At 65.0% G+C, this 20306-nt stretch carries 17 protein-coding genes; 3 read left to right on the plus strand and 14 right to left on the minus strand.

Features of this window, described 5'->3' with window-relative positions; translation table 11 throughout:
• Positions 1-18 precede the first annotated feature (18 nt).
• The 13 genes from HNS03_RS01635 to HNS03_RS01695 all read right to left on the minus strand — a co-directional run bounded on the left by HNS03_RS01635 (position 19) and on the right by HNS03_RS01695 (position 15692).
• Positions 19-1038 (minus strand): ABC transporter permease, encoded by a 1020-nt coding sequence (locus tag HNS03_RS01635; RefSeq protein ID WP_367192591.1) that lies wholly within the window; start codon positions 1036-1038, stop codon positions 19-21.
• Positions 1035-2591: a sugar ABC transporter ATP-binding protein gene (locus tag HNS03_RS01640; RefSeq protein WP_367192592.1), complete on the minus strand. Its 1557-nt coding sequence runs from the start codon at positions 2589-2591 to the stop codon at positions 1035-1037. Before HNS03_RS01640 ends, HNS03_RS01635 begins: the two co-directional genes overlap by 4 nt.
• Positions 2588-4189, minus strand: a complete 1602-nt coding sequence (locus HNS03_RS01645; RefSeq protein WP_367192593.1) for a GMC family oxidoreductase — start codon at positions 4187-4189, stop codon at positions 2588-2590. Before HNS03_RS01645 ends, HNS03_RS01640 begins: the two co-directional genes overlap by 4 nt.
• The gene (locus HNS03_RS01650) at positions 4186-5811 is read right to left on the minus strand and encodes a GMC family oxidoreductase (protein WP_367192594.1); all 1626 of its coding nucleotides are present in this window, start codon (positions 5809-5811) and stop codon (positions 4186-4188) included. Before HNS03_RS01650 ends, HNS03_RS01645 begins: the two co-directional genes overlap by 4 nt.
• A gap of 75 nt (positions 5812-5886) precedes the next feature.
• A complete protein-coding gene (locus HNS03_RS01655; protein WP_367192596.1) occupies positions 5887-6879 on the minus strand; it encodes a sugar ABC transporter substrate-binding protein in 993 nt (330 codons plus the stop codon).
• Positions 6880-6936: 57 nt separating this feature from the next.
• Positions 6937-8454, minus strand: coding sequence for an aldehyde dehydrogenase (locus HNS03_RS01660; RefSeq protein ID WP_367192597.1), 1518 nt, complete (start codon positions 8452-8454; stop codon positions 6937-6939).
• Between the two features lie 445 nt (positions 8455-8899).
• Entirely contained in the window at positions 8900-9391 is a 492-nt protein-coding gene (locus tag HNS03_RS01665; protein WP_367192598.1) for a MarR family winged helix-turn-helix transcriptional regulator, read from the minus strand.
• Between the two features lie 175 nt (positions 9392-9566).
• The gene (locus tag HNS03_RS01670) at positions 9567-10163 is read right to left on the minus strand and encodes an NAD(P)H-dependent oxidoreductase (RefSeq protein WP_367192599.1); all 597 of its coding nucleotides are present in this window, start codon (positions 10161-10163) and stop codon (positions 9567-9569) included.
• Between the two features lie 34 nt (positions 10164-10197).
• On the minus strand, positions 10198-11598 hold the full coding sequence (locus HNS03_RS01675) for an FAD-binding oxidoreductase (protein ID WP_367192600.1): 1401 nt from the start codon (positions 11596-11598) through the stop codon (positions 10198-10200).
• Between the two features lie 2 nt (positions 11599-11600).
• Positions 11601-12917: a cytosine deaminase gene (locus HNS03_RS01680; RefSeq protein WP_367192601.1), complete on the minus strand. Its 1317-nt coding sequence runs from the start codon at positions 12915-12917 to the stop codon at positions 11601-11603.
• A 2-nt stretch (positions 12918-12919) separates the two neighbouring features.
• Positions 12920-13717: an ABC transporter permease gene (locus HNS03_RS01685; protein WP_367192603.1), complete on the minus strand. Its 798-nt coding sequence runs from the start codon at positions 13715-13717 to the stop codon at positions 12920-12922.
• A 103-nt stretch (positions 13718-13820) separates the two neighbouring features.
• Positions 13821-14618: an ABC transporter ATP-binding protein gene (locus HNS03_RS01690; RefSeq protein WP_367192604.1), complete on the minus strand. Its 798-nt coding sequence runs from the start codon at positions 14616-14618 to the stop codon at positions 13821-13823.
• Between the two features lie 45 nt (positions 14619-14663).
• The gene (locus HNS03_RS01695; RefSeq protein ID WP_367192606.1) at positions 14664-15692 is read right to left on the minus strand and encodes an ABC transporter substrate-binding protein; all 1029 of its coding nucleotides are present in this window, start codon (positions 15690-15692) and stop codon (positions 14664-14666) included.
• 143 nt (positions 15693-15835) lie between these two features.
• Here HNS03_RS01695 and HNS03_RS01700 point away from each other — a divergent pair, with 143 nt between their 5' ends.
• Positions 15836-16231 (plus strand): RidA family protein, encoded by a 396-nt coding sequence (locus HNS03_RS01700; protein WP_367192607.1) that lies wholly within the window; start codon positions 15836-15838, stop codon positions 16229-16231.
• A gap of 51 nt (positions 16232-16282) precedes the next feature.
• Positions 16283-17110: a creatininase family protein gene (locus HNS03_RS01705; RefSeq protein WP_367192609.1), complete on the plus strand. Its 828-nt coding sequence runs from the start codon at positions 16283-16285 to the stop codon at positions 17108-17110.
• Here HNS03_RS01705 and HNS03_RS01710 read toward each other — a convergent pair.
• Complete coding sequence (locus HNS03_RS01710; RefSeq protein WP_367192610.1) at positions 17105-18790, minus strand: adenylate/guanylate cyclase domain-containing protein; 1686 nt, start codon at positions 18788-18790, stop codon at positions 17105-17107. The two genes, HNS03_RS01705 and HNS03_RS01710, sit on opposite strands and share 6 nt — an antisense overlap.
• Positions 18791-19116: 326 nt before the next feature.
• Between HNS03_RS01710 and argE the strand changes: the two genes are divergently transcribed.
• On the plus strand, positions 19117-20289 hold the full coding sequence (gene argE, locus HNS03_RS01715) for an acetylornithine deacetylase (RefSeq protein WP_367192612.1): 1173 nt from the start codon (positions 19117-19119) through the stop codon (positions 20287-20289).
• Positions 20290-20306: the final 17 nt, after the last annotated feature.

Below are 20306 nucleotides of genomic sequence, written 5' to 3' on the forward strand. Positions count from 1 at the left end.
GCGCTGTCGGGTCGAGCGTCAATCGAGCTTGGCCTGCCGCCGCGCTCTCAACATGCCGCGCACGCTCCCCAGCCAGACAGAAAAGATGAGGATCCCGCCGCTCAACGTGCCCTGCCAGAAGGAAGACACGTCCATCAGTGTCAGACCGTTTTGCACCACGCCCAGGAACAGGACGCCGATCAGCGTGCCGAGAACTCCGCCTTCGCCGCCGGTCATCGAGGTTCCCCCGATCAGGACCGCGGCCAGCACCGTCAGCAGCAGGTTCATGTCGACTTCCGGAGACGAGACGGTCAGTCGCCCCACCTGCACGACGCTGGCGAGGCCGGCCATGACCCCGGAGATAACGAAGACGAGAAAGAGGACGCGCTTGACGTTGATCCCGTTCAGCCGGGCCGCCTCCCGGTTCGAGCCGATCGAATAAAGCGACCTTCCAAAAGCCGTGTAGCGCAGCACGCCGCCGGCGATGAGAAACAGCACCAAATCGAAGACGAGAATGATCGGCACCGGTCCAATATTGCCGTTCACGAGCTGGTTCAGCGCCCTGAACCCCGGCTGCGAAAACACCGAAATGCTGCCGCCGTCGTTCATGATCAACGCCACGCTCTGAAACACGGACAGAGTGCCGAGCGTGACGACGAAGAACGAGATGTTGGCGTAGCTGACCAAGGCGCCGTTGATCATGCCGAGTACCGCTCCAGCGACGATCGCCAGGATGGCGGCCAGCGGCAGTGGAACGCCGGCCACGAGAAGCAGGCCGAAAACCATCGCGCTTGCCGTGGTGGCCGAGGCGAAGGAGAGATCCACCGTCCCTGAGATCACCACGAAGGTAACGCCGAGCGCGAGCACGAAGGGCACGCTGTTCGACTTCACGATGTTCATCAAGTTGGGCCAGGTCAGGAAGACCGGCTGAGAGACGTAGAGAAGCACCGAAATGATCAGCAGACTGAGAAGAGCGCCCGCATAGCGGCTTTGCAGGACTCCGACGGCGAGTGCCGCGACCCCTCCGCGATGGGGCGTGTGTACGTGGCCCGTCGTCATGCGGTTGCTTTCCCATTTCTGTCGGCAAGGCTGGTTTCGCCCGCCACGGCGGCATGGGCGATGGTTTCCTCGCTGGTCTCGCCTCGCGCGAACTCGGCGACCACACGTCCTTCGAAAAAGACCGCGATGCGGTCGGCAATGCCAAGGATTTCCGGTAGTTCGGACGACACGACGATCACCGCCGCGCCACCCTCAGCCGCATCCTGCAGCAGCCTGTAGATTTCGCTCTTCGCTCCGACATCGACACCGCGCGTCGGCTCGTTGAGGACGAGCACTTGGGGGGAGCGCCAGAATGTGCGGCCCAGCACCACCTTTTGTTGGTTGCCGCCGGAGAGGGTCGAAATCAACACGGCGGGAGACGCCGCAACGACGCCGTAGTCGTCGATCGCGCGCGCCACCGCTTGCATCTGTCGCCCCAAGGACAGCAGACCCCAACGGGTCAGCCGGTCCAGCCAGGCGACGGCGAAGTTTTCCGCGATGTCGCGCACGGGGAGAATGGCGGCGCCCTTGCGATCGTCGGGGACGTAGCCGATGCCAGCGGCGATCGCCTGAGCGGGATCGCTCAGCGACACAGGGCGGCCGTCGACGCGAACCCGTCCCGTGGCAGGCACCGCGCCGCCGAGGGCTTGGGCAAACTCCGACTTTCCCGACCCGGCGAGCCCGGCCACGCCCAGGATCTCGCCGCGCCGGACGGTGAGCGAGGTTGGCTGAACCTGACCGTCTTCGGTCTCCAGCTCCTCGATCTCAAGAACGATCCCGCCCTCGGCGATCTCGCGCTTGCCGTAGTAGTCTTCGATCTCTCGCCCCACCATGAGCCGGACGAGATCCTCTTCCGCCGTTTGCGGCAGCGGAACGGTGTCGATTTTGCGCCCATCCCGCAACACCGTAGCGACGCTCGCGACGGCGTAGATTTCCGGCATTCTGTGGGTGATCATCAAGACCGCCATGCCCCGATCGCGCTCTTGCAGCACCAGTTGTAGAAGCCGTTCGGTCGCAGTCTCCGACAGCGAGCTGGTCGCCTCGTCGAGGATGAGGAGGCGAGCATCGGCGGACAGGGCGCGGGCGATTTCGACTTCCTGGCGCAGCTCCATGCCAAGGTCGGAGACCTTTGCGTAGGGCGAGACGTGCACGTCCAGCCGATCCAGCACGGCCGCCGCATCGACGACGAGTCGCCGCCAATCGACCGTGGCGAAGCGTGTTAGCGGCAAGCGCCCCATGAAAATGTTCTCGGCGACGGTCAATGTCGGCGCGAGCGTCAATTCCTGGCTGATCATGACGATGCCACGCGCGATGGCGTCTGCCGGGCTTTCCAGGGCGCACGGGACGCCATCGATAACCAGTTCGCCTTCATCCGGCCGAATCAAACCCGAGATCACCTTGGAGAGGGTCGACTTGCCGGAACCGTTTTCGCCAGTGAGCGCGTGGACCTCGCCGGCCCGAACCAGGAGGTCCACCTGGTCCAGCGCCCGGACCCCGGGAAACGACTTGCAGATGCCGCGCGCTTCCAAAAGGACCGGCTTGCCGGCTGCCATCCCGGGCGACAACGGCGTCATCCCGCCTCCTCCCGGATCATGTCCGCGGCCTTTTCCGCGATCATGATCGTCGCCGCGTTGGTGTTGCCGGAGATCAACCTCGGCATGATCGATGCGTCCACGACCCGCAAACCCTGGACGCCTTGCACGCGCAAGCGCTCGTCGACCACGGCGCTCTCGTCCTGCCCCATCCGGCATGTTCCCGCCTGATGAGAGACGCAGCCGCCATTGTCGCGCAGGTAGATTTCGATCTCGTCGTCAGTCGCGGTCTCCGCCCCCGGCAAATGCTCGTCGACGACGAAGCCTGACAGGGGAGCCGTCGCGGCCATTCGCCGGGCAAGCTTGAGGCCCTCCACCGCGATGTGCCGATCCGTCGGGTCGGAGAAATAGTTCGGGTAGAGCCGCGGCGGGTCCGCCGGATCCGGCGAGCGCAGCGTCAGATAGCCCCGGCTGCGCGGCCGCACCGGGCAAACGAAATTGGCGAAGCCGGAAAACTTGAACAGACCATCCTCGTAGTAGCCACCGCTAAAGGTCTGGAACAAAAACTGCAGATCGGGGGTCGCGCTTTCCGGCAGGACGCGTGTGAACAAACCCGCCTGACCAGCCGGAACGGACAGAGGCCCGCCACGGGTGAGAAGCCACCGCAGGCCCGCGCCCGCTTGCCGCCAGCGGCTCATCATGACGTCGTTCAGAGTGATCGGCCGCGTACAGCGCCAGGTGATCTGGCCGCCATAGTGGTCTTGCAGATTTTGGCCGACGCCGGGGAGCTCGCGGAGAACATCGATCCCGTGGCTGCGGAGATCGTCGCCACGCCCCAGGCCCGACACCATCAGCAACTGAGGAGACTTGACCGACCCAGCGGCGAGCAGGATCTCCCGACGCGCCGTGACGTCGAAGGTTGCGCCGTCGCGGCTCAGGCGCACCCCTTTGGCCAGAGATCCGTCGAAAAGAATGCGGTCCGCGGTAGCGCCGGTCATCACGCTGAGATTGGGGCGACGCATTGCCGGCCGGAGATAGGAAACGGACGTCGAGGCGCGCCGACCACGGCGGATCGTGGCCTGAAAATAGCCGGCCCCCTCCTGGCTGGCCCCGTTGAAATCGTCGTTGCGGGGAATGCCGACCGCCTCGGCGGAGCCGATAAATGCATCGCAGAGCGGATTGCGCTCGGTCAGATTGGTGACCGACAGAGGTCCGCCAGTTCCGTGAAACGCGTCTTCTCCGTTCTCCTGATCCTCCGCCTTGCGGAAATAGGGCAGCACGTCCTCGTAGGACCAGCCGACATTTCCCTCCTGCCGCCACAGATCGTAGTCTTCCGCTTGACCGCGTATGTAGATCAGACCGTTGATGGAGGACGAGCCGCCGAGAACCTTGCCGCGCGGCCAGAAGATCCGACGGCCGCCGAGGCCGGGGTTCGGTTCGGTCTCGAACATCCAGTTCACGTCCGGCCGGGCGATCGTGCGTCCGTAGCCGACGGGGATGTGGAGCCAGAAGTCCCGGTCCGCACCACCCGCCTCGACCAGAAGCACCCGATTGCGGCCATCCTCGCTCAACCGGGCGGCAAGCACGCACCCCGCCGATCCAGCCCCGATGACGACATAGTCGAACTCGGCCCCGTTCATGGCTTCGCCTGCCCCCGCATCAGGTCGGCGGCCTTCTCGGCGATCATGATCGTCGGCGCATTGGTGTTGCCGGAAACGAGCGTCGGCATGATCGAGGCGTCGACCACCCGCAGCCCCTCAAGGCCGTGGACGCGAAGCGTGGGATCCACCACCGCCATCGGATCCGTTCCCATCTTGCAGGTCCCAACCTGATGGGCGATCGACAGCCCGGTCTCGCGGGCATAGGTCAGGAGATCGTCGTCGGAAGAATAGGACGGGCCAGGCGCGTATTCGTCGACGATGTAGTGGGCGATATCGGGCTTTTCCGCCACCTGCCGAGCGATTTTGATGGCCGCCACCAGGGTCCGCCGGTCGGCCTCGGCGGACAGATAGTTCGGCTGCATGGCCGGATTCTCGCGCGGGTCGGACGAGCGAAGTCGAAGGGTTCCGCGGCTTTCCGGCCGGATGGGGCAAACGGCATTGGCAAAGCCCGAAAAGGCGTGCAACCCGTCATCGTATTCGTCGTGACTGAATGTCTGGAAAAGGAACTGGATGTCGGGCGTCGCCACTTGAGGCAAGGAGCGGACGAAGGCCCCCACCTGGGCCGCGGAAATGGTCAACGGTCCGCGTCGCAAAACGGCATATTGCAGCCCTGCGATGACTTGGCGGACCGGACTGCGCATGAGGTCGTTGATCGTCAGCGGTTCGCGGCTGCGATAGGTCAGGAGCGCACCGTAGTGGTCCTGAAGGTTCTCCCCCACACCGGGCAGATCGTGAACGACGTCGACACCGAGCTCCGAGAGCTGTTCGGCCGGACCGACGCCGGAGAGCAGAAGGAGGTGCGGCGACTTGATCGAGCCGGCGCTTAGGATCACCTCGCGCTTGGCGCGAACGGTGACGACGCGTTCCCCCTGCCGAAACACGGCACCGACTGCCCTTCGGCCCTCGAACAGGATCCGCTCCACCAACGCCCCGGTCTCGACGCGCAGGTTCGTGCGTTTCATCGCAGGCCGTAGGTAGGCAACGGCCGCAGAGCAGCGCCGCGCCCGCCGGGTGGTTAGCTGGTAGTAGCCGATCCCTTCTTGCGTGGCCCCGTTGAAATCGTCGTTGCGCGGAATTCCGGCATCCACGCCGCTGCGGATAAAGGCTTCGCAGAGCGGATTGCGCTCGACCAGGTTGGAGACCCGCAGCGGCCCGCCCGCACCGTGAAACGCATCTTCCCCGTTTTCCTGATCCTCCGCCTTGCGGAAATAGGGCAGCACATCTTCGTAGGACCACCCGGCATTGCCGAGTTGGCGCCAATGATCGTAGTCGGCGGCTTGTCCGCGGATATAAAGCAGCCCGTTGATCGACGACGAACCTCCCAGCACCTTGCCGCGCGGCCAGTACATCGGGCGATCGGCAATCTCCGCACCGGCCTCCGTCTCGAAGCGCCAGTTGACGTTCGGATTGACGATGGTCTTGCCGTAGCCGATCGGAATGTGAATCCAGGGATTGGAGTCGCGCCGCCCCGCCTCCAGAACCGTCACGCGCGACCGCCCGTCTTCGCTCAGCCGGGAGGCCATGACGCAGCCGGCCGATCCCGCACCGATGACGAGGTAGTCGGTCTCAATCGACGCAATGGCATCACCCGATACAGCCATAAGCGCTCCGTTCTTGCTTTTCGCGGGCAGCCGCTGCCCCGGGGCCCCCGCCCCACAAGCGGGACGAGAAACCGCTCATTTGACGAGCGGCACCGTGTCCAGCGTGTAGTCGCGCTCGTCGGTGGGGACGTAGGCGCCGATATTCTCCGAAGTCAGGAAGGTCGCTTCGACGATCAGATCCGGCTGGTCGGCATCCGGGTCGTCCAACAGGCGCTTCATCGCGAGAATGATGGCCGCTCCCATGCCCGCAAGATCCGGATCCCAAGTGCCGGTGATCCGCCCCTCGCGGATCGCGACGACGGCTTCTTCGTCGCCGTTCATCCCGAAAATCATGACGCCTTCGGGGTTGTCCGCGGTGGCGACAGACTTTCCGGCTGCCAACGTTGCTGCGGAAATCCCGAGCGCACTGGAGTCGTTATAGGCCCAGAAGGCCTCGACATCGGGATGGCGGACCAGGAGGTCGCTCGCCATCGTCATCGCATTGGCGGTGGAGTCCTTGGTGTTGTCGACCCGGGTCAGTACATCGAGCCCGGCAGCCTTAGCCGCATCCGCGAAGCAGGCCGTGTTCTGCTGGATCGAAGGTACCGGCGGCCCGCCGAAAACGATGACCTTCGCCCCCGGCCGGCGCTCCGCGATCCACTTCGCCTCCTGCTCGTAGGTGCCGCCCGGCTCGCAGAGATTGGTTTCCCACCAGACCGTGGTGGTAACGCCATCACCCTCGGAATTGACGCCGACGACCGGAATGCCCTGCTCGTTCGCCCGCGTGTAGGCGGCAGCGACGGCGTTCGGATCGAGCGACCAGGATGCAATCGCATCAGCGCCGAGATTGACCAGCGTGTCGACGTGGGAGACTTGGCGATCCGGGGAAAGGTTGGCGTCGAGCATGCGATACTGCCAACCGAGGTCCGCGGCCATCCTCTCCATCACGTCGTTGGCCATGGCCTGGCCCGGTTGGCTGGCGATCGGCGAGACATAGCCGACCAAGGTGTCGTCGGCCTGGGCAGCGCCAAGCGCGGCCAGCAGAACAGCGGATGGGAGGACCCCAGCCTTTGCGATTTTTTTGAGCATGTCGTTCTCTCCAGAAGGATATTTTTTTGTTGGTGAGACGGGACGGAGATCTATTCGCTACTCCAGAACAGCCGGATCGAGCCGCATGCAAACAGCCTTCGGCTCGGTGAAGGCATTGATCGCTTCGCTCCCGAACTCGCGCCCGAGGCCGGACATCTTGACGCCGCCGAACGGCATCGCCGTATCCAGGATATTGTGGGTGTTGATCCAGACGGTGCCGGAATCGATCTGTGCGGCGAGCAGATGCGCCTTGTTGAGATCCCGGGTCCAGATGCTGGCACCAAGGCCGTAGTCCGTGTCGTTGGCAGCCGCCTTGAGGCTTTTCAGGTCCTCCAACCGGCTGGCGACCACGACGGGTCCGAAGATTTCCTCCCGCGCGATCCGGGCATCGGGCCGCACATTGCGCAGGACCGTCGGCGGATAATAGAAGCCCGTCCCGCTCAGCCGTTCGCCGCCTGCAACAAGGTCCGCTCCGTCCGCAATCCCTTGTTCCACCATACCGCTTACGCGGTCCAACTGACGGTCTGAGACAAGGGGCCCGATCGTGACGTCCGGCTCGAAGGCGTGCCCGATCGTCAGCTTCGACGCGAACTCGGCGACACCTTCCACCACTTGGTCGAAAACCTCCGACTGGACGATCAGACGCGAGCCAGCGGTGCAGACCTGGCCGGAATTGCCGAAGATGGCCATGGCAGCGCCGGGGATCGCCTGCTCCATGTCGGCATCGGCCAGCACGACCGTCGGCGACTTGCCCCCCAGCTCCAGCGTGACCCGCTTCATATCGGCCGAGGCGGCCGCCAGGATTTTCCGGCCGGTTTCCGTCGATCCGGTAAAGGCGATCTTACGGACCATCGGATGCGCCACCAAAGCGCTCCCGACCGGATCGCCGTAGCCGGTGACGATGTTCACTGCGCCGTCCGGGAAGCCGGCTTCGCAAATGAGCTCACCAAGGCGCAAGGTGGTCAGCGAGGTGAGCTCGGAGGGCTTCAGAACCACCGTACAGCCAAAAGCGATCGCCGGCGCAATCTTCTGGATCGCCTGTCCCAACGGAAAATTCCAGGGCGTGATGCCTCCGACCACCCCAACCGGCCGGCGCTCGGTGTAAGCGCGATAGGTGCCTCCATCGTCGAAAAACGGAGAAAGGGTCAGATATTCGCCCGCCATCTTCGACGCCCATCCGCCATAGTAGCGCAAGGCGTCGATGGTGAAGGCGAGGTCCACATGCCGCGACACCGCATAGGGCTTGCCATTGTCCCAGCTTTCCAGCGTCGCCAGCTCCTCGGCCCGAGCCTCAATCAGGAGGGCCAGCGTCTCCAGGAGACGTCCACGGTCGAGCGGGCGCATATTCTGCCAGGACCGGCTCTCGAAGCGACGGTGCGCAGCTTCGACGGCCCGGCCGACATCCTCCGCAGAGGCTGACGCGACATATGCGAAGACCTGCTCGGTGGCCGGGTTGACCACCGGAATGCGCGTGCCGGTCGCACCCTCGACCCATTGGCCGTCGATGAGCAGTTTTCCCTCGGGCACATCCACGGCCGGAAAACGGGTCTCGGCTCGGCTCATCATGTTGCTCATACACTCCCGGCCCAATCGCGGCTTGCCAACCTGGTGGCGGAAAGCCTCCATCCAGGTGCCAGGATCAAGTCAGTTGAGTGCACGGACTATCCACAGAGAGCATTGCTCAGCATCTAATCGTTCTGCCCAGCATGCGGGCTGGACCGACGCCTATTTCGGGAATCCGAGCTCTTGCCAACCTACCGGCTTTGGTTCCGCGCATGTGTTGGATCGATCCGACTGTCGATCTGCATCGCAGCTTTGCGGCTTTGATTGCGGAAACGGCGACTTCCAGATCCGTGTCGGACCTAACCGCCATAGCCTTTGCCGCCCCGCACGCTTGGACCGACGCGAGGTGCCGCCAGGGAAACAAAGAAATCCACGGGCTGAGAGGCTTTTGCGGCGTGCCGGGCGACCGCCACGCGTGTGCTGGATTCTGCGACCTTCGAAGCGGGCGCCAACAGCATCAAGCTTCGGCGGCTTCTTCGACCTCGTCGGGATCCTCATCGACGGCATCGGAAAAGCCGCCGGCGGCGGCAAGGTTCTTTTCGATAACCCGCAAGAGCTTGCGCAAACGCTTGCGGTCCTTGTCGTCGATACCGCTCAGGGCTTCCTTTTCGAGACGCTTCCAGGCCCGATCGACGTCGGCGATCCGCGCCCGCCCGTCCTCCGTCAGGAAGACCCGCGCCAGACGGCCGTCGGATTCGGAGCTTTGGCGCTCCACCAGCCCATGGGCGGCAAGCCGGCTGATCATCTTGGTCACCGTCGGCGGCTGCACGCCGAGAACCGCAGCGAGCTCGCTCATGGTCTGGCCGTCGGTGTCCGCCAGCGCCTTCAGAACGAATTCCTGCCCCGGATGCAGCCCAATACGACTCAAATGCCCGCCGGACCGCACCCGGTGCGCTTTCGCGGCTTGCGCGAGACGATAGGTCGCCGTCTTTCGATAATTGAATGACATCGTGCCGCCTGTAGTAGCAAGCCGCAATGACGGCTGAATGACTCCGAACGGACCGCCAGCGAATCGCCTCAAAAACGGTAGTCGACCACCCGGTTTTCGGCAATGTCGTTGCCATATTGGGTCAACATTCTTCGCTCCCCGTCTACCGCGATGGTTCGCCGGCTCATCATTCGCGTCAATGGCCGAGCGAACGGGTCAGCGTGCGCGCGATCTCATTGAGATAGCGCCGTCGCTCGCCCTCGCTCACCGTGTCCATCTTATAAAGTGCGCAATAGAAGGTGCGGCATTGCCGCGCACAGAGCCCGCGGATGCCGCGCACAAGCATCTTGCGGCCTGGTTCGCCCATCAGTTTCGAGACCATCCAATTGGCCCCGCAAGTGGTCACCACGCCAACGACGCGAATGTGGTCGAGCTTGCCGGACAAGCTTTCGCTCTCCGGCGGCATGGCGAATGCCATATGGGGCACGAACGACCGATCAAGCCACCCTTTCAGCATCGCCGGCAGTCCGAACCACCAGGTCGGATAGACGAAGACCAGCGCCTGAGCCCACTTGATCCGCTCGATCTCGCGGGTAACGCCGTGCTCATTTTCGCCGGCATCGTGGTAGCGTCGCCGCTCGGCCGCATCCATCGCCGGCTGAAAGCCTTCCGCATAGAGATCCGCCACGCGGACAAGATGGCCGGCCGCTTCCAGCGTCGTCACCACCTTATCCTTCACGGCGGCGTTGAAGCTCTCCGGGCAGGGATGGGCGTAGACGACGAGAACGTTCACCGCGTCCCCGAGCTGATCGCGACGCGCACCGCACTCATCGTTGCAGCCCCGGAAACAGCCAAGTCTTCTTCTGCGACAGATCGAAATCCGGGTCGTCCCAGGCGACCATCTTACCGGGATTGAGGAGCCCTTTGGGATCCGACCCGCGCTTGAAATCGAGCTGCACCTCGTCGGTACGCTTCATACCGCCCTCTTCCAGCGTGTAGCGATGCGGATTGAAGACCGGACAGCCCTCCGCCTCGTGGATCGCCACGATCTCCTCCAGCCGATCCTCGCTGGTGAAGCGCACGAGCGGAAGACCGAAGCACGTGACCGTGCCGTCGAAGCGGACGAATTCAAGGTGCGTGATCACCTCGTCGCCGAACCGGTCGGCAAGGGCGGCAACCTTCGCCAGATGATCGGGATAAGGATAGAGCACCTGGAGATAGGTGACGGTCGGATCGACCCGCAGGGCTCGCAGCGTGGTGTGGTTCCAGGTCAGCTCGTAGGCCGGCGGCAGGGTGGCGCGTTCGCTCTCCGCGACCCGGTCGGAACGGAACAGAAGGGCGCCCCGCGCCCGGCCGACCAAGCTTGCCACCGCATCGAGCGCGAACGGCGCGACCAGCATCACCACCACGTGCTGCTGCGCCCCGATGAAGTGCTGATGGCGCAGAAAATAATCGTGGCCGGCGGGGGCGGCGACCACAGCCACCTCCTTGGTCAGGATCCCGTCCTCGTTGGCGATCATGTCGGCGAAGGCGGAGGCCGTCGACAGCGCCTCGAAGCCGACGATCACGTCGACCCAGTCGTAGGCGGCCGTCAGCGGCATCGCGAGCTCGGTGATGACGCCATTGGTGCCGTACGCATGGCTGACCTTGTGGATGTCCTCGCCAACCAGATCGAAGGTGCGCGGCTCGGCCTCCATGGTCATGACCTTGGCGCGCACGATGTTGCCGAGATCGCGCAAGCCGCCCCAGCGCACAGAGCCGATGCCGCCCGACCCGCCGGCAACGAAGCCGCCGATCGAGGCGGTCCGGTGGGTGGAGGGATGCATGCGGAGCTCCTGTCCGCTGTCGGCCCGGGTCTGACGGTCGATATCGGCGATGATCGCGCCCGGCTCGGTCACCACGAGCCCCGGCTCGATCGACTTGACTGCGGTCATCTCGGCAAGATTGAGCACGAGGCCACCGGCCAGCGGCATCGCCTGGCCATAGTTGCCGGTGCCGGCGCCGCGCACGGTGACGGCCACATCGTGGCGGAAACAGGTCGCCAGCACCCGCGACACGTCCGCCTCGCTCTTCGGCGTGGCGACGATATCGCCGGTCACGTGATCGAGCTGCCGCTTCAGAACCGGCGAGTACCAGAAGAAGTCCCGGCTCTTCTGCTTGACCAGCGAAGGGTGCGTTTCCAGCTTGATGCCCTCAAGCTCGGCCGCCAGCGCCTCGAGATCCGGCATTCTCATCCTCCCACCACGTCGTCGAGTTCCCGGTAATCGGGCACCCGGCGGGCGATCACCTGCGCGTTCCGCATCACGATCCGATCGTCCTGGCTGCGGGCAAGCAGTTCGCTGAACGTCCTTGCCCGAAACACCACGAGGTCCGCCGCGGCCCCTTCCGCGATCGCCCCCACCCCTTCGAATCCCATCAATTCGGCCGGTGTCCGGCAGACCGCGGCCGGCCAACCGCCGAAGGGATGGTCGAGATGCAGGATCCGCGTTGCGGCACGGAACACTTCGAGCATATCGAGATCGCCGTACGCGTAAAACGGATCCCGCGTGTTGTCGCTCGCAATTGCGACGGGAATGTCTCGCTCCCGCATCTCGTGGACGAGCGTCACGCCGCGCCAGCGCGGCGTCCGGCCGGGATGGCGATCCTGCAGATAGAGATTGCAGAGCGGCAGCGTGACCACACCGAGGCCGGCGCGCGCCACCTTGTCGAGCGTGCGGCGAACCTCCGACTCGTCCTGGACGGCAAGCGAGCAGCAATGGCCGACGACCACCGGTCCGGGCACGTCGACCGCAATCGCCATCTCCGCAACTCGGGCGAGCCCGTCGGCGGCGGGATCCCCGCTTTCGTCGACATGCAGATCGAGCCCCAGCCCATGGCGGCTGGCCGCGTCGAACAGTCGGGCGAGGCGCTGATCCAGATCCGGCATCGGATAGATCGCCGCCCCGAGGAGCCCGCCATGATCGGCGACGAGGCGGACATAGGCATCGAGCGCCGCGCCCTCCGGCAGCTCGTCAATTCCGATCAGTGCGACGCCCTGCAGCTCGATCCGGCCGCGCCAAGCGTCACGAAGCTCCGCAAAGAGCGGCCAAGTGATCGCATTCTGAGGCGGGATGGAGTCCAGGTGGGTTCGGATCAGACGGGTCCCGTGCGCCTCGGCGGATCTGAGCGAAAAATCCATTCGCCGTCGGACGTCGTCGGCATTCCAGTGCTGATCGCGATCGGCACCGGCTGCGTCCAGGGCGGCGGCAAACGTGCCGTCCGGGTTGTCGGTTCGCGGCCAGATATGGCCCTTGTCGAGATGGGTGTGTATGTCGGCAAACGTCGGCAGCACCAACCCGTGATCGAGATCGACGGCCTCGGGGTCGGGCCATTCCGGATCGCTCGGCGAAATCGCCGCGATCCGACCATCGGCCAGCGCGATATCGGCAAGTGCGAGCCCTCTGGCATCCGCCGTCGCGCGAAGCGCGGGACACAGCGCGACCGGAACGCTGGCCCGGCGCAATCGGACCGGTCGCGTCCCCGGCGTCAGGCGATCGTGCCAGCCCATCGTCAGCGCTCCCGACCGATCGCGCTTTCGTGCCAGCGATGCAGGATCAGGTGAGAGACCAGGCTCAGAACCAGATAGATCACGACGCCCGCCAGCGAGATCAGGATGAGGGCGGCGAACATGCGCGCCGTGTTGAGCCGGTAACCAGCCTCGATGATACGGAACGCGAGCCCGGAGCCGAACCCGGCCGTGCCCGCGACGAACTCCGCCACCACCGCGCCGATCAGCGACAGCCCGCCGGCGATCCTGAGCCCGGCCAGGAAATAGGGCATCGCCGAGGGCAGCCGGAGATAGCGCAGCACCTGCCAGCGGCTCGCGCCATAAAGGGTGAACAGGCTGTGTAGGTTGCGGTCCGCAGAGTTCAGACCGACCGTGGTGTTGGAGAGGATTGGGAAAAAGGCGACGATCCACGCACAGATGAGAAGCTTGGTCGTGGTGTTGTCGACGTAGATGTTGATGAGCGGAAAGATCGCGACCACCGGCGTCACCTGCAGCACCACCGCGATTGGAAACAGTGCATATTCCACCAGCCGCGACTGGGAAAACATGATGGCGAGTCCGACACCGCCGACGGTCGCCACCACGAGCGCCAACGCGGTGATCGCGAGCGTGTTGATCAAAGCTTCCGACAGGATCGGCCAATCGGCCACCAGCGTCGCGGCCACCGCGCCCGGACCCGGCAGGATGTAGGGCGGGATCTGATAGGCGACGACGACCAGCTCCCAGGCCCCAATCAGGAGCGCCAGCGCCGCCAACGGCAGCAGGATCCGGATCGCCCGCTCCATCCTGCGTCCCGTCATGGCGGTCCGACCTCGACCGGAGACCGGCGCGGGCCGAGCCCGATTGTCCGTCTTGTCCTCATCCGATGACGTGAGGCTGGTTGTCGACACGTTCGCCGGTCCGTTACGCCGCCTCCTCCGCATCCATGGCCATGGCCAGCGCCGCAGACGTTTCGCGGCAAAAGCCGGCATAGGCCTCGCTGGTGCGGAAGGCATCGTGCCTGGGATAGGGCTCGTCGATCCGAAGCGTGCGCACAACCCGGCCAGGACGCGCGGCCATCACGGCAATGCGGCTGGAGAGATAAACCGATTCGAACACCGAATGCGTCACGAACACCACGGTGAAGCCATGACGCTGCCAGAGCTCGAGCAGGTCGTTGTTAAGCTTGAAGCGGGTGATCTCGTCGAGCGCGGCAAATGGCTCGTCGAGAAGCAGAAGGCTCGGCTCGGTGACCAGGGCGCGAGCGATGGAGACCCGCATCCGCATCCCGCCGGAGAGCTCGCGCGGATAGGCGTTCGCGAAATCGGCAAGCCCGACGCCGGAGAGCGCGGTCATCACCCGCTCCTCGGCCGCCCGCTTCGACATGCCCTTTAGCCGCAGCGGCAGCCAAACATTGGTGAACGCGTTGGCCCACGGCATCAAAGTGGGTTCCTGGAACACGAACCCAATGTCGCGCTCCTCCGCGCGCCCGGCCCGCTCGATGCTGCCGGCCGTGGGCTCGATCAAGCCGGCGATCAACCTCAGCACGGTGGACTTGCCGCAGCCGGACGGACCAAGCAGGCTCAGGACCTCGCCAGGACGCACGGCCAGATCCACCCCGGCGAGCGCGGTGGTTCCGGAGGGAAAGCTCTTCGTGACACCCCGCAACGCGAGCGCCGGCGCCTCCCGTGCTCCGATCGGTCCGTCGGCATGTGGCGTCATGACTTGCTCCTTCGTCCAAAGCCCGACGTCGATCCGGCGAGCGGCCTATTCCCCCGTCAGCGTCTTTCTGAGATCGAGCCCGACCCCTTTGTCGACGAAATCGAGCGTATAGGAAGAGGCGATGTCGAGGCCATCCGGCACGACGCCCGCATCGACCATTTTCTCGTAGAAGCTATTGAAGCGCGCGTCCGTCATCGCTCCGATGCCCAGCGTGCGGGCATCGCCGGAATCGACGATGCCATAGTCCCTCAGCATCTTGCGCGTGAAGGCAAGCTGCTCCGGCGTCATCTCCGGATTGGACGTCAAGATCAACTCATCGCCGGCCGACGGGTCTCCATAGAGATAGGTGTACCAGCCGCGCGCGGACGCATCGACGAAGCACTGCACCGCTTCCGGACCGGTCTCGATCATCTCGTCCATCACCTCCACCGTAGAGGCGTAGGTGTCGAAGCCATAGTCCGCGATCAGGAAGATGTTCGGCTCGAACCCGCCCGCCTTCTCGATCGCGAACGGCTCGGAGGTCACATAGCCCTGCTGGCCGGATTTCGGATCGGCCAGGAACGGCGCCGGATTGAACGTGTAGGGCGCGCGCTGGCTCGCCTTGAAGCCGTAGGCCGCTATCATCCACTGATAGTAGGATTGGAAGCCATTCTCGCCGATGAACAGCTTGATGTCCTTCAGGCTGCCCCAGCTATCCAGCCCCTGCCCCGGATGGGTCAGAATGACCTGGGGCTCCTTCTGAAAATGCGCGGCCACGACCTTGAGCGGAATGTCCTGCTCCACGGCGGAGAACGCCTGGATCAGGTTGCCGCCCATGTGAAATTCGATCTTGCCGGCCAGAAGCAGGGCCCGGTTATTCACCTGAGGCCCTCCGGGCAGGATCGTCACGTCAAGGCCGCAATCGGCATAGGAGCCGTCGGCGACCGCCTGATAGTAGCCACCGTGTTCGGCTTCCGGCAGCCAGTTGGTCCCGAACGAGACCTTTTTCAGCTCCGCTCCCCACGCGCCGGAGGCGACTGCCGTGGCGGCGATCAGGGCGAGACACGGAATGGCAATTCGGCTGGGTCGAGTCATCGGTCCTCTCGTCCTCGCGGCGGGGCGACAGCATGGGAAATTTGCAACCGACGTGCCAGGGCGCCAGCGCGTCACCATATCGGCCACGGTCCATTTGCGGTAGGTTCAACCGTCGTCACTTCCGACCGGGGGAGCATTTTACATTGCTCACACCACATACGCCCGAAACCATTCGCGCACCGTTCGCCAACTATGCCCATGGCATCGAAGTGCCGGCGGGCTACCGGCTTCTCGTCTGTTCCGGACAGCTCGGCGCCACGCCCGACGATCAGGTACCGGCGGACGTCGAAGCCCAGGCCGAGATCTGCTTTTCCAACATCGTGGAAATCCTGAAATCGGCCGCGCTCTGCGCGGACGACATCGTGCGGCTCAACGCCTTCGTGACCGACCGCGCCGATCTCGCCGGCTATATGCGGGCGCGCGACCGGTTCGTGGGGGCCCGAGCGCCGGCGTCCACGCTGATGATCGTCTCCGGCTTCTCCCGGCCCGAATTCAAGGTCGAAATAGAAGCGCTCGCCGCCGGAAAGGCCCGGTCGTGACGGACGCACGTCGGCTCGGCACGCTGGTGCTGGGGACAGATCGGTAGCTCCATGGCCCCCCGCACGACGTTGCCCGCCCGCATCTGGGGCGACATGACCGCCGAAATGTTCGCCGAGGCAGACACCGCGCGCTGGATCGCGGTGCTACCGGTCGCCGCGACAGAGCAGCACGGGCCGCATCTGCCGGTCTCCACCGATGCGACGATCGCCCAAGGCGTCGTCGCACGCATGGTGGCGTTGCTGCCCGATGACCTGCCTGTCACGGTGCTGCCGCTCCAGGCGATCGGCAAGTCGAACGAGCACATCGCTTCGCCCGGCACGCTCACGCTCTCGTGGGACACCGTCATTCGCTCATGGGTCGAGATCGGCGAGAGCGTGCACCGGGCCGGAGTGCGCAAGCTCCTGATCCTGAACGCCCATGGCGGTAATGTCGCGCTGATCGACGTGGTCGTGCGCGAATTGCGCGTCCGGCTGGGCATGCTGGCCGTCCACACCGGCTGGTTCCGGTTTCCGCCGCCCAACGGCACCTTCGATCCGGCCGGCGCAGCCTACGGCATTCATGGCGACGAGCGCGAGACCTCCGTAATGCTGCATCTTCGGCCCGATTTGGTGGATATGGACAAGGCCTCCGACTTCCACTCCACCCAGCTCGACTTCCTGGCCGAATTTCAGCACCTCACCGCCCACGGTCCGCACGGCTTCGGCTGGATGGCACAGGACCTCAATCCAACCGGTGCGGTCGGCAATGCCGCCATCGCCACCGCGGAAAAAGGCGCCGTCGCGCTCGACCATGCCGCGCGCGGTCTGGTCGCGCTGCTTTCCGATATGGACCGCTTCGATCTCGATCGGCTGGCAAATCGGGCTGACAGCAGCTCATAGCGACGCCGGCTTGCGAAAGCGGAACCGGCGGGCGACACGCCCGACCGGCGTGCGATCGAAAGAGAACACCGTCGGGTCGTCGATGGCGAACACCTCGAACGGCTGGTGACGTCCGCGCACCACGATCTTGGCGGTTCGCGCCTCGGATACCGCAACCCCGGCCGCGGTGATCGTGTCGGCGGAGACCACCAGCGTGGTGGCGAGCTCCTTCGTGGCGTCTTCGAGCCGGCTGGCGACGTTGACGGTGTCGCCCAGCGCCGTCAGGCCGAATTGCTGATGCGCGCCGGCGACGCCGATCCGTCCAAGCACGGCCGGGCCGGTGTGGATGCCCACCCCGATGCGGATCGACGAGGGGAGCTGCGACCCGAACGATCGGTTGAGCTGTTCCAGCGCCCGCACCATGTCGCCGCTCGCCGCCAGCGCCGCCCGGGCGCCCTTTTCCGCCGAGGTACCGATCCCGAAGATCGCCATCACCGCATCGCCGATGAATTTGTCGACATAGCCGCCGTTGGCCGTCACCGCAGCGCTCATGGCGCTCAGATATTCGTTCAGCAGGTAGACGACATCGTAGGGATAGCGGCCCTCCGAGAGGGTCGTGAAGCCGCGCATATCGACGAATAACACGGCCACCGACTGTTCGCGCCCCCACCGATAGGAGGCTCCTATCGGATCCTGCTCGCCGGAGAGCGCCTCCATCGGCAACAACGGCTGCACCACCATGTTGGAGGTGGGGCGAACCTGGCAGGCAAGGCGCACATCGGCCGGCGCATCGATACGCGCCAGCACGCGCGCCTCCGTCGGTCCCGGCGGGGCGATGTCCTCATCGCTGGCGGCGATCCGGACGCGACAGGTCGAGCACCGGGCTCGACCACCGCAAACGGCGGCATGAGGAATGCCACCCATCCGGCTGACTTCCAGAAGGGTCGGACCGGGCATCGCGCGCACCACCTGACCATTGGGATAGGTGATCTTGAGCCCCCGGCCGCGCAGTCGCGCGCCCGCAAGGAGCGGAAACGCCACCAAAACGGCTGCCATCAGCATGATGTAGCCGGTTCGGAAGGCGTAGATCGTGCCGTTCGCCCAAGCGCCCATCTGGGCGGAGGGCATGCCTGGCGGCGCGTCGGACAGCGCAAGCCGGCGCGCGGCTTCGATCCACCCCCAGCTCGACAGCAGCGGTACGGCGACCGCGACCGCCAGCAACCAGGGCGCCCATTGCGCGTAAAACGGCTTGAGGCGCAGCCAGAAATGAAGGCCGATGCAGCCGTGCACCCAGACCAGAAGCAGCAGCAGCGTCTGCGTCACCGCATTTCCCGGCCACAACACCCCGAGAACCGTCCGATAGGTGTCGTCGAACCCGAACACCTCATTCAGCCCGCGCGTGCCGACGGCGTGCTGAACCAGCAGAAACGGAATCAGCAGCCCAAGCACGATTTGCACCGCCTCCCAGACCGGCATGCGCACGGTGCGTCGCCGCGCGACCCGTATGATCGCGAGCGTCGCATGCACCAAAAGTGCGCCGTAGAGCAGAACCGTACCCGGCAACGAGCGCCACAGCGCGGTGCGCACATCTTCCACGGCGTCCATCCAGGCGAGCGAGACGATGCCGAGCGCGTGGTTCAGAAGATGGGCGAGGACGAAGACGAACAGCACCAGCCCGCTCGCCAAACGCAACCGCTGCAACCGGCTTCCCGTCGAGAGCGCGAGCGACCCAAGCGGCCGTCCGCGCTCGCGCGCAGGACGTTGCGAATTGACCGACGAGGAGCTTTCAGCAGAAATGGGCATGCGACTTGCGTGCAAGCCTCCCGGTTGACGATACGAGTGATGCCGACCCCACTCGCCGATCTGCGAGCGGGCGTGGACAGTCGGTCGGAGGTGTCGGAAAAAGCGGTTCCGGGCAAGAGGAGACCGCCTGCCCGGCCGCATTCAGGTTCCTGTTCGAACACCGATCACGTCGCATGATTTTGGGGGGTGGACCCAATAATCATCGTGATCCAGGGAGAGCTAAAGTGCCGACGTTCCCGTTCCCGGCCACATCGACCTCGCGCGAAATGTTGGACCGGCTCGTCGCGTTTGCGACGGTTTCCAGCAACAGCAATCTGGCCCTGATCGAGTTCGTCAGGAACTATCTCGACGGATTCGGCGTCGCGAGCTCGCTCATCTACGACACGTCCGGCACCAAGGCGAACCTCTACGCGACGATCGGTCCCACCGTGGAGGGCGGCGTGGTGCTGTCGGGACACACCGACGTCGTGCCGGTGGAAGGGCAGAACTGGACCAGCGATCCCTGGACGGTCACCGAGCGCGATGGCCGGCTCTACGGGCGGGGCACCTGCGACATGAAAGGGTTCGTCGCCACCGCGCTCGCGCAAGTGCCGGACATGGTTCGCGCTAAACTGAAGCGGCCCATCCATTTCGCATTTTCCTATGACGAGGAGATCGGCTGCGTCGGCGCACCGTCCATGATTGCCGACATGGCCGCTCACCTGCCCCGGCCGGCCGCCGTGATCGTGGGGGAACCGACATCGATGGCGGTCGTCACGGGCCAGAAGACCACTTTCTCGTTTACCACCGTGGTGCGCGGGCGGCCGGTTCATTCCAGCCAGATCCATCTGGGTGTCTCGGCGGTGACAAATGCCGCCCGGCTGGTTGCCTTCCTGGACGACATGCTGCGGGAGAACATGGCGCATCCGGCACCCGACAGCCTGTTCGACCCGCCCTTCACCACCATCCACACCGGCATGATCAACGGCGGCACCGCCCACAACATCGTCGCGCAGGAGTGCCGGTTCGTCACCGATATCCGCGCGCTTCCCGACGACGATCCCCTCTCCTACTACGACCGCTACCGCCGCTACGTTGCCGAAGAGATCGAGCCGAAAATGAAGGCGATTGCGCCGGAAGCCGGCGTCGAGGTCGCCATTCGCGCCCATGTGCCCGGTCTGGTGCCGGAACCGATAAACGAGGCTGAGACGCTGTGCCGTCGCCTGACCGGCGACAACGGCCTGCACGCGGTATCCTACGGCACGGAAGCCGGCCAGTTCCGCGAGCCCGGCTGGGACGTCGTGGTGTGCGGGCCCGGCTCGATCGACCAGGCCCATCAGCCCGACGAATTCATCGCGGTGGAGCAGCTTGAAGCGGGAACGGACTTCATGCGCCGGCTGATCGGCGCACTCTCCTAGAGCGTTTCCAGACCAAG

The organism is Amorphus sp. 3PC139-8 (assembly GCF_040750475.1).
GTDB lineage: Bacteria > Pseudomonadota > Alphaproteobacteria > Rhizobiales > Amorphaceae > Amorphus.

Coding starts and splice junctions, on each gene's coding strand:
- HNS03_RS01685 (WP_367192603.1), bottom strand. CDS start 13,717: ATGACGGGACGCAGGATGGAGCGGGCGATCCGGATCCTGCTGCCGTTG.
- HNS03_RS01680 (WP_367192601.1), bottom strand. CDS start 12,917: ATGGGCTGGCACGATCGCCTGACGCCGGGGACGCGACCGGTCCGATTG.
- HNS03_RS01675 (WP_367192600.1), bottom strand. CDS start 11,598: ATGCCGGATCTCGAGGCGCTGGCGGCCGAGCTTGAGGGCATCAAGCTG.
- HNS03_RS01635 (WP_367192591.1), bottom strand. CDS start 1,038: ATGACGACGGGCCACGTACACACGCCCCATCGCGGAGGGGTCGCGGCA.
- HNS03_RS01705 (WP_367192609.1), top strand. CDS start 16,283: ATGGCCCCCCGCACGACGTTGCCCGCCCGCATCTGGGGCGACATGACC.
- HNS03_RS01660 (WP_367192597.1), bottom strand. CDS start 8,454: ATGAGCAACATGATGAGCCGAGCCGAGACCCGTTTTCCGGCCGTGGAT.
- HNS03_RS01650 (WP_367192594.1), bottom strand. CDS start 5,811: ATGGCTGTATCGGGTGATGCCATTGCGTCGATTGAGACCGACTACCTC.
- HNS03_RS01640 (WP_367192592.1), bottom strand. CDS start 2,591: ATGACGCCGTTGTCGCCCGGGATGGCAGCCGGCAAGCCGGTCCTTTTG.
- HNS03_RS01690 (WP_367192604.1), bottom strand. CDS start 14,618: ATGACGCCACATGCCGACGGACCGATCGGAGCACGGGAGGCGCCGGCG.
- HNS03_RS01655 (WP_367192596.1), bottom strand. CDS start 6,879: ATGCTCAAAAAAATCGCAAAGGCTGGGGTCCTCCCATCCGCTGTTCTG.
- HNS03_RS01695 (WP_367192606.1), bottom strand. CDS start 15,692: ATGACTCGACCCAGCCGAATTGCCATTCCGTGTCTCGCCCTGATCGCC.
- HNS03_RS01665 (WP_367192598.1), bottom strand. CDS start 9,391: ATGTCATTCAATTATCGAAAGACGGCGACCTATCGTCTCGCGCAAGCC.
- HNS03_RS01645 (WP_367192593.1), bottom strand. CDS start 4,189: ATGAACGGGGCCGAGTTCGACTATGTCGTCATCGGGGCTGGATCGGCG.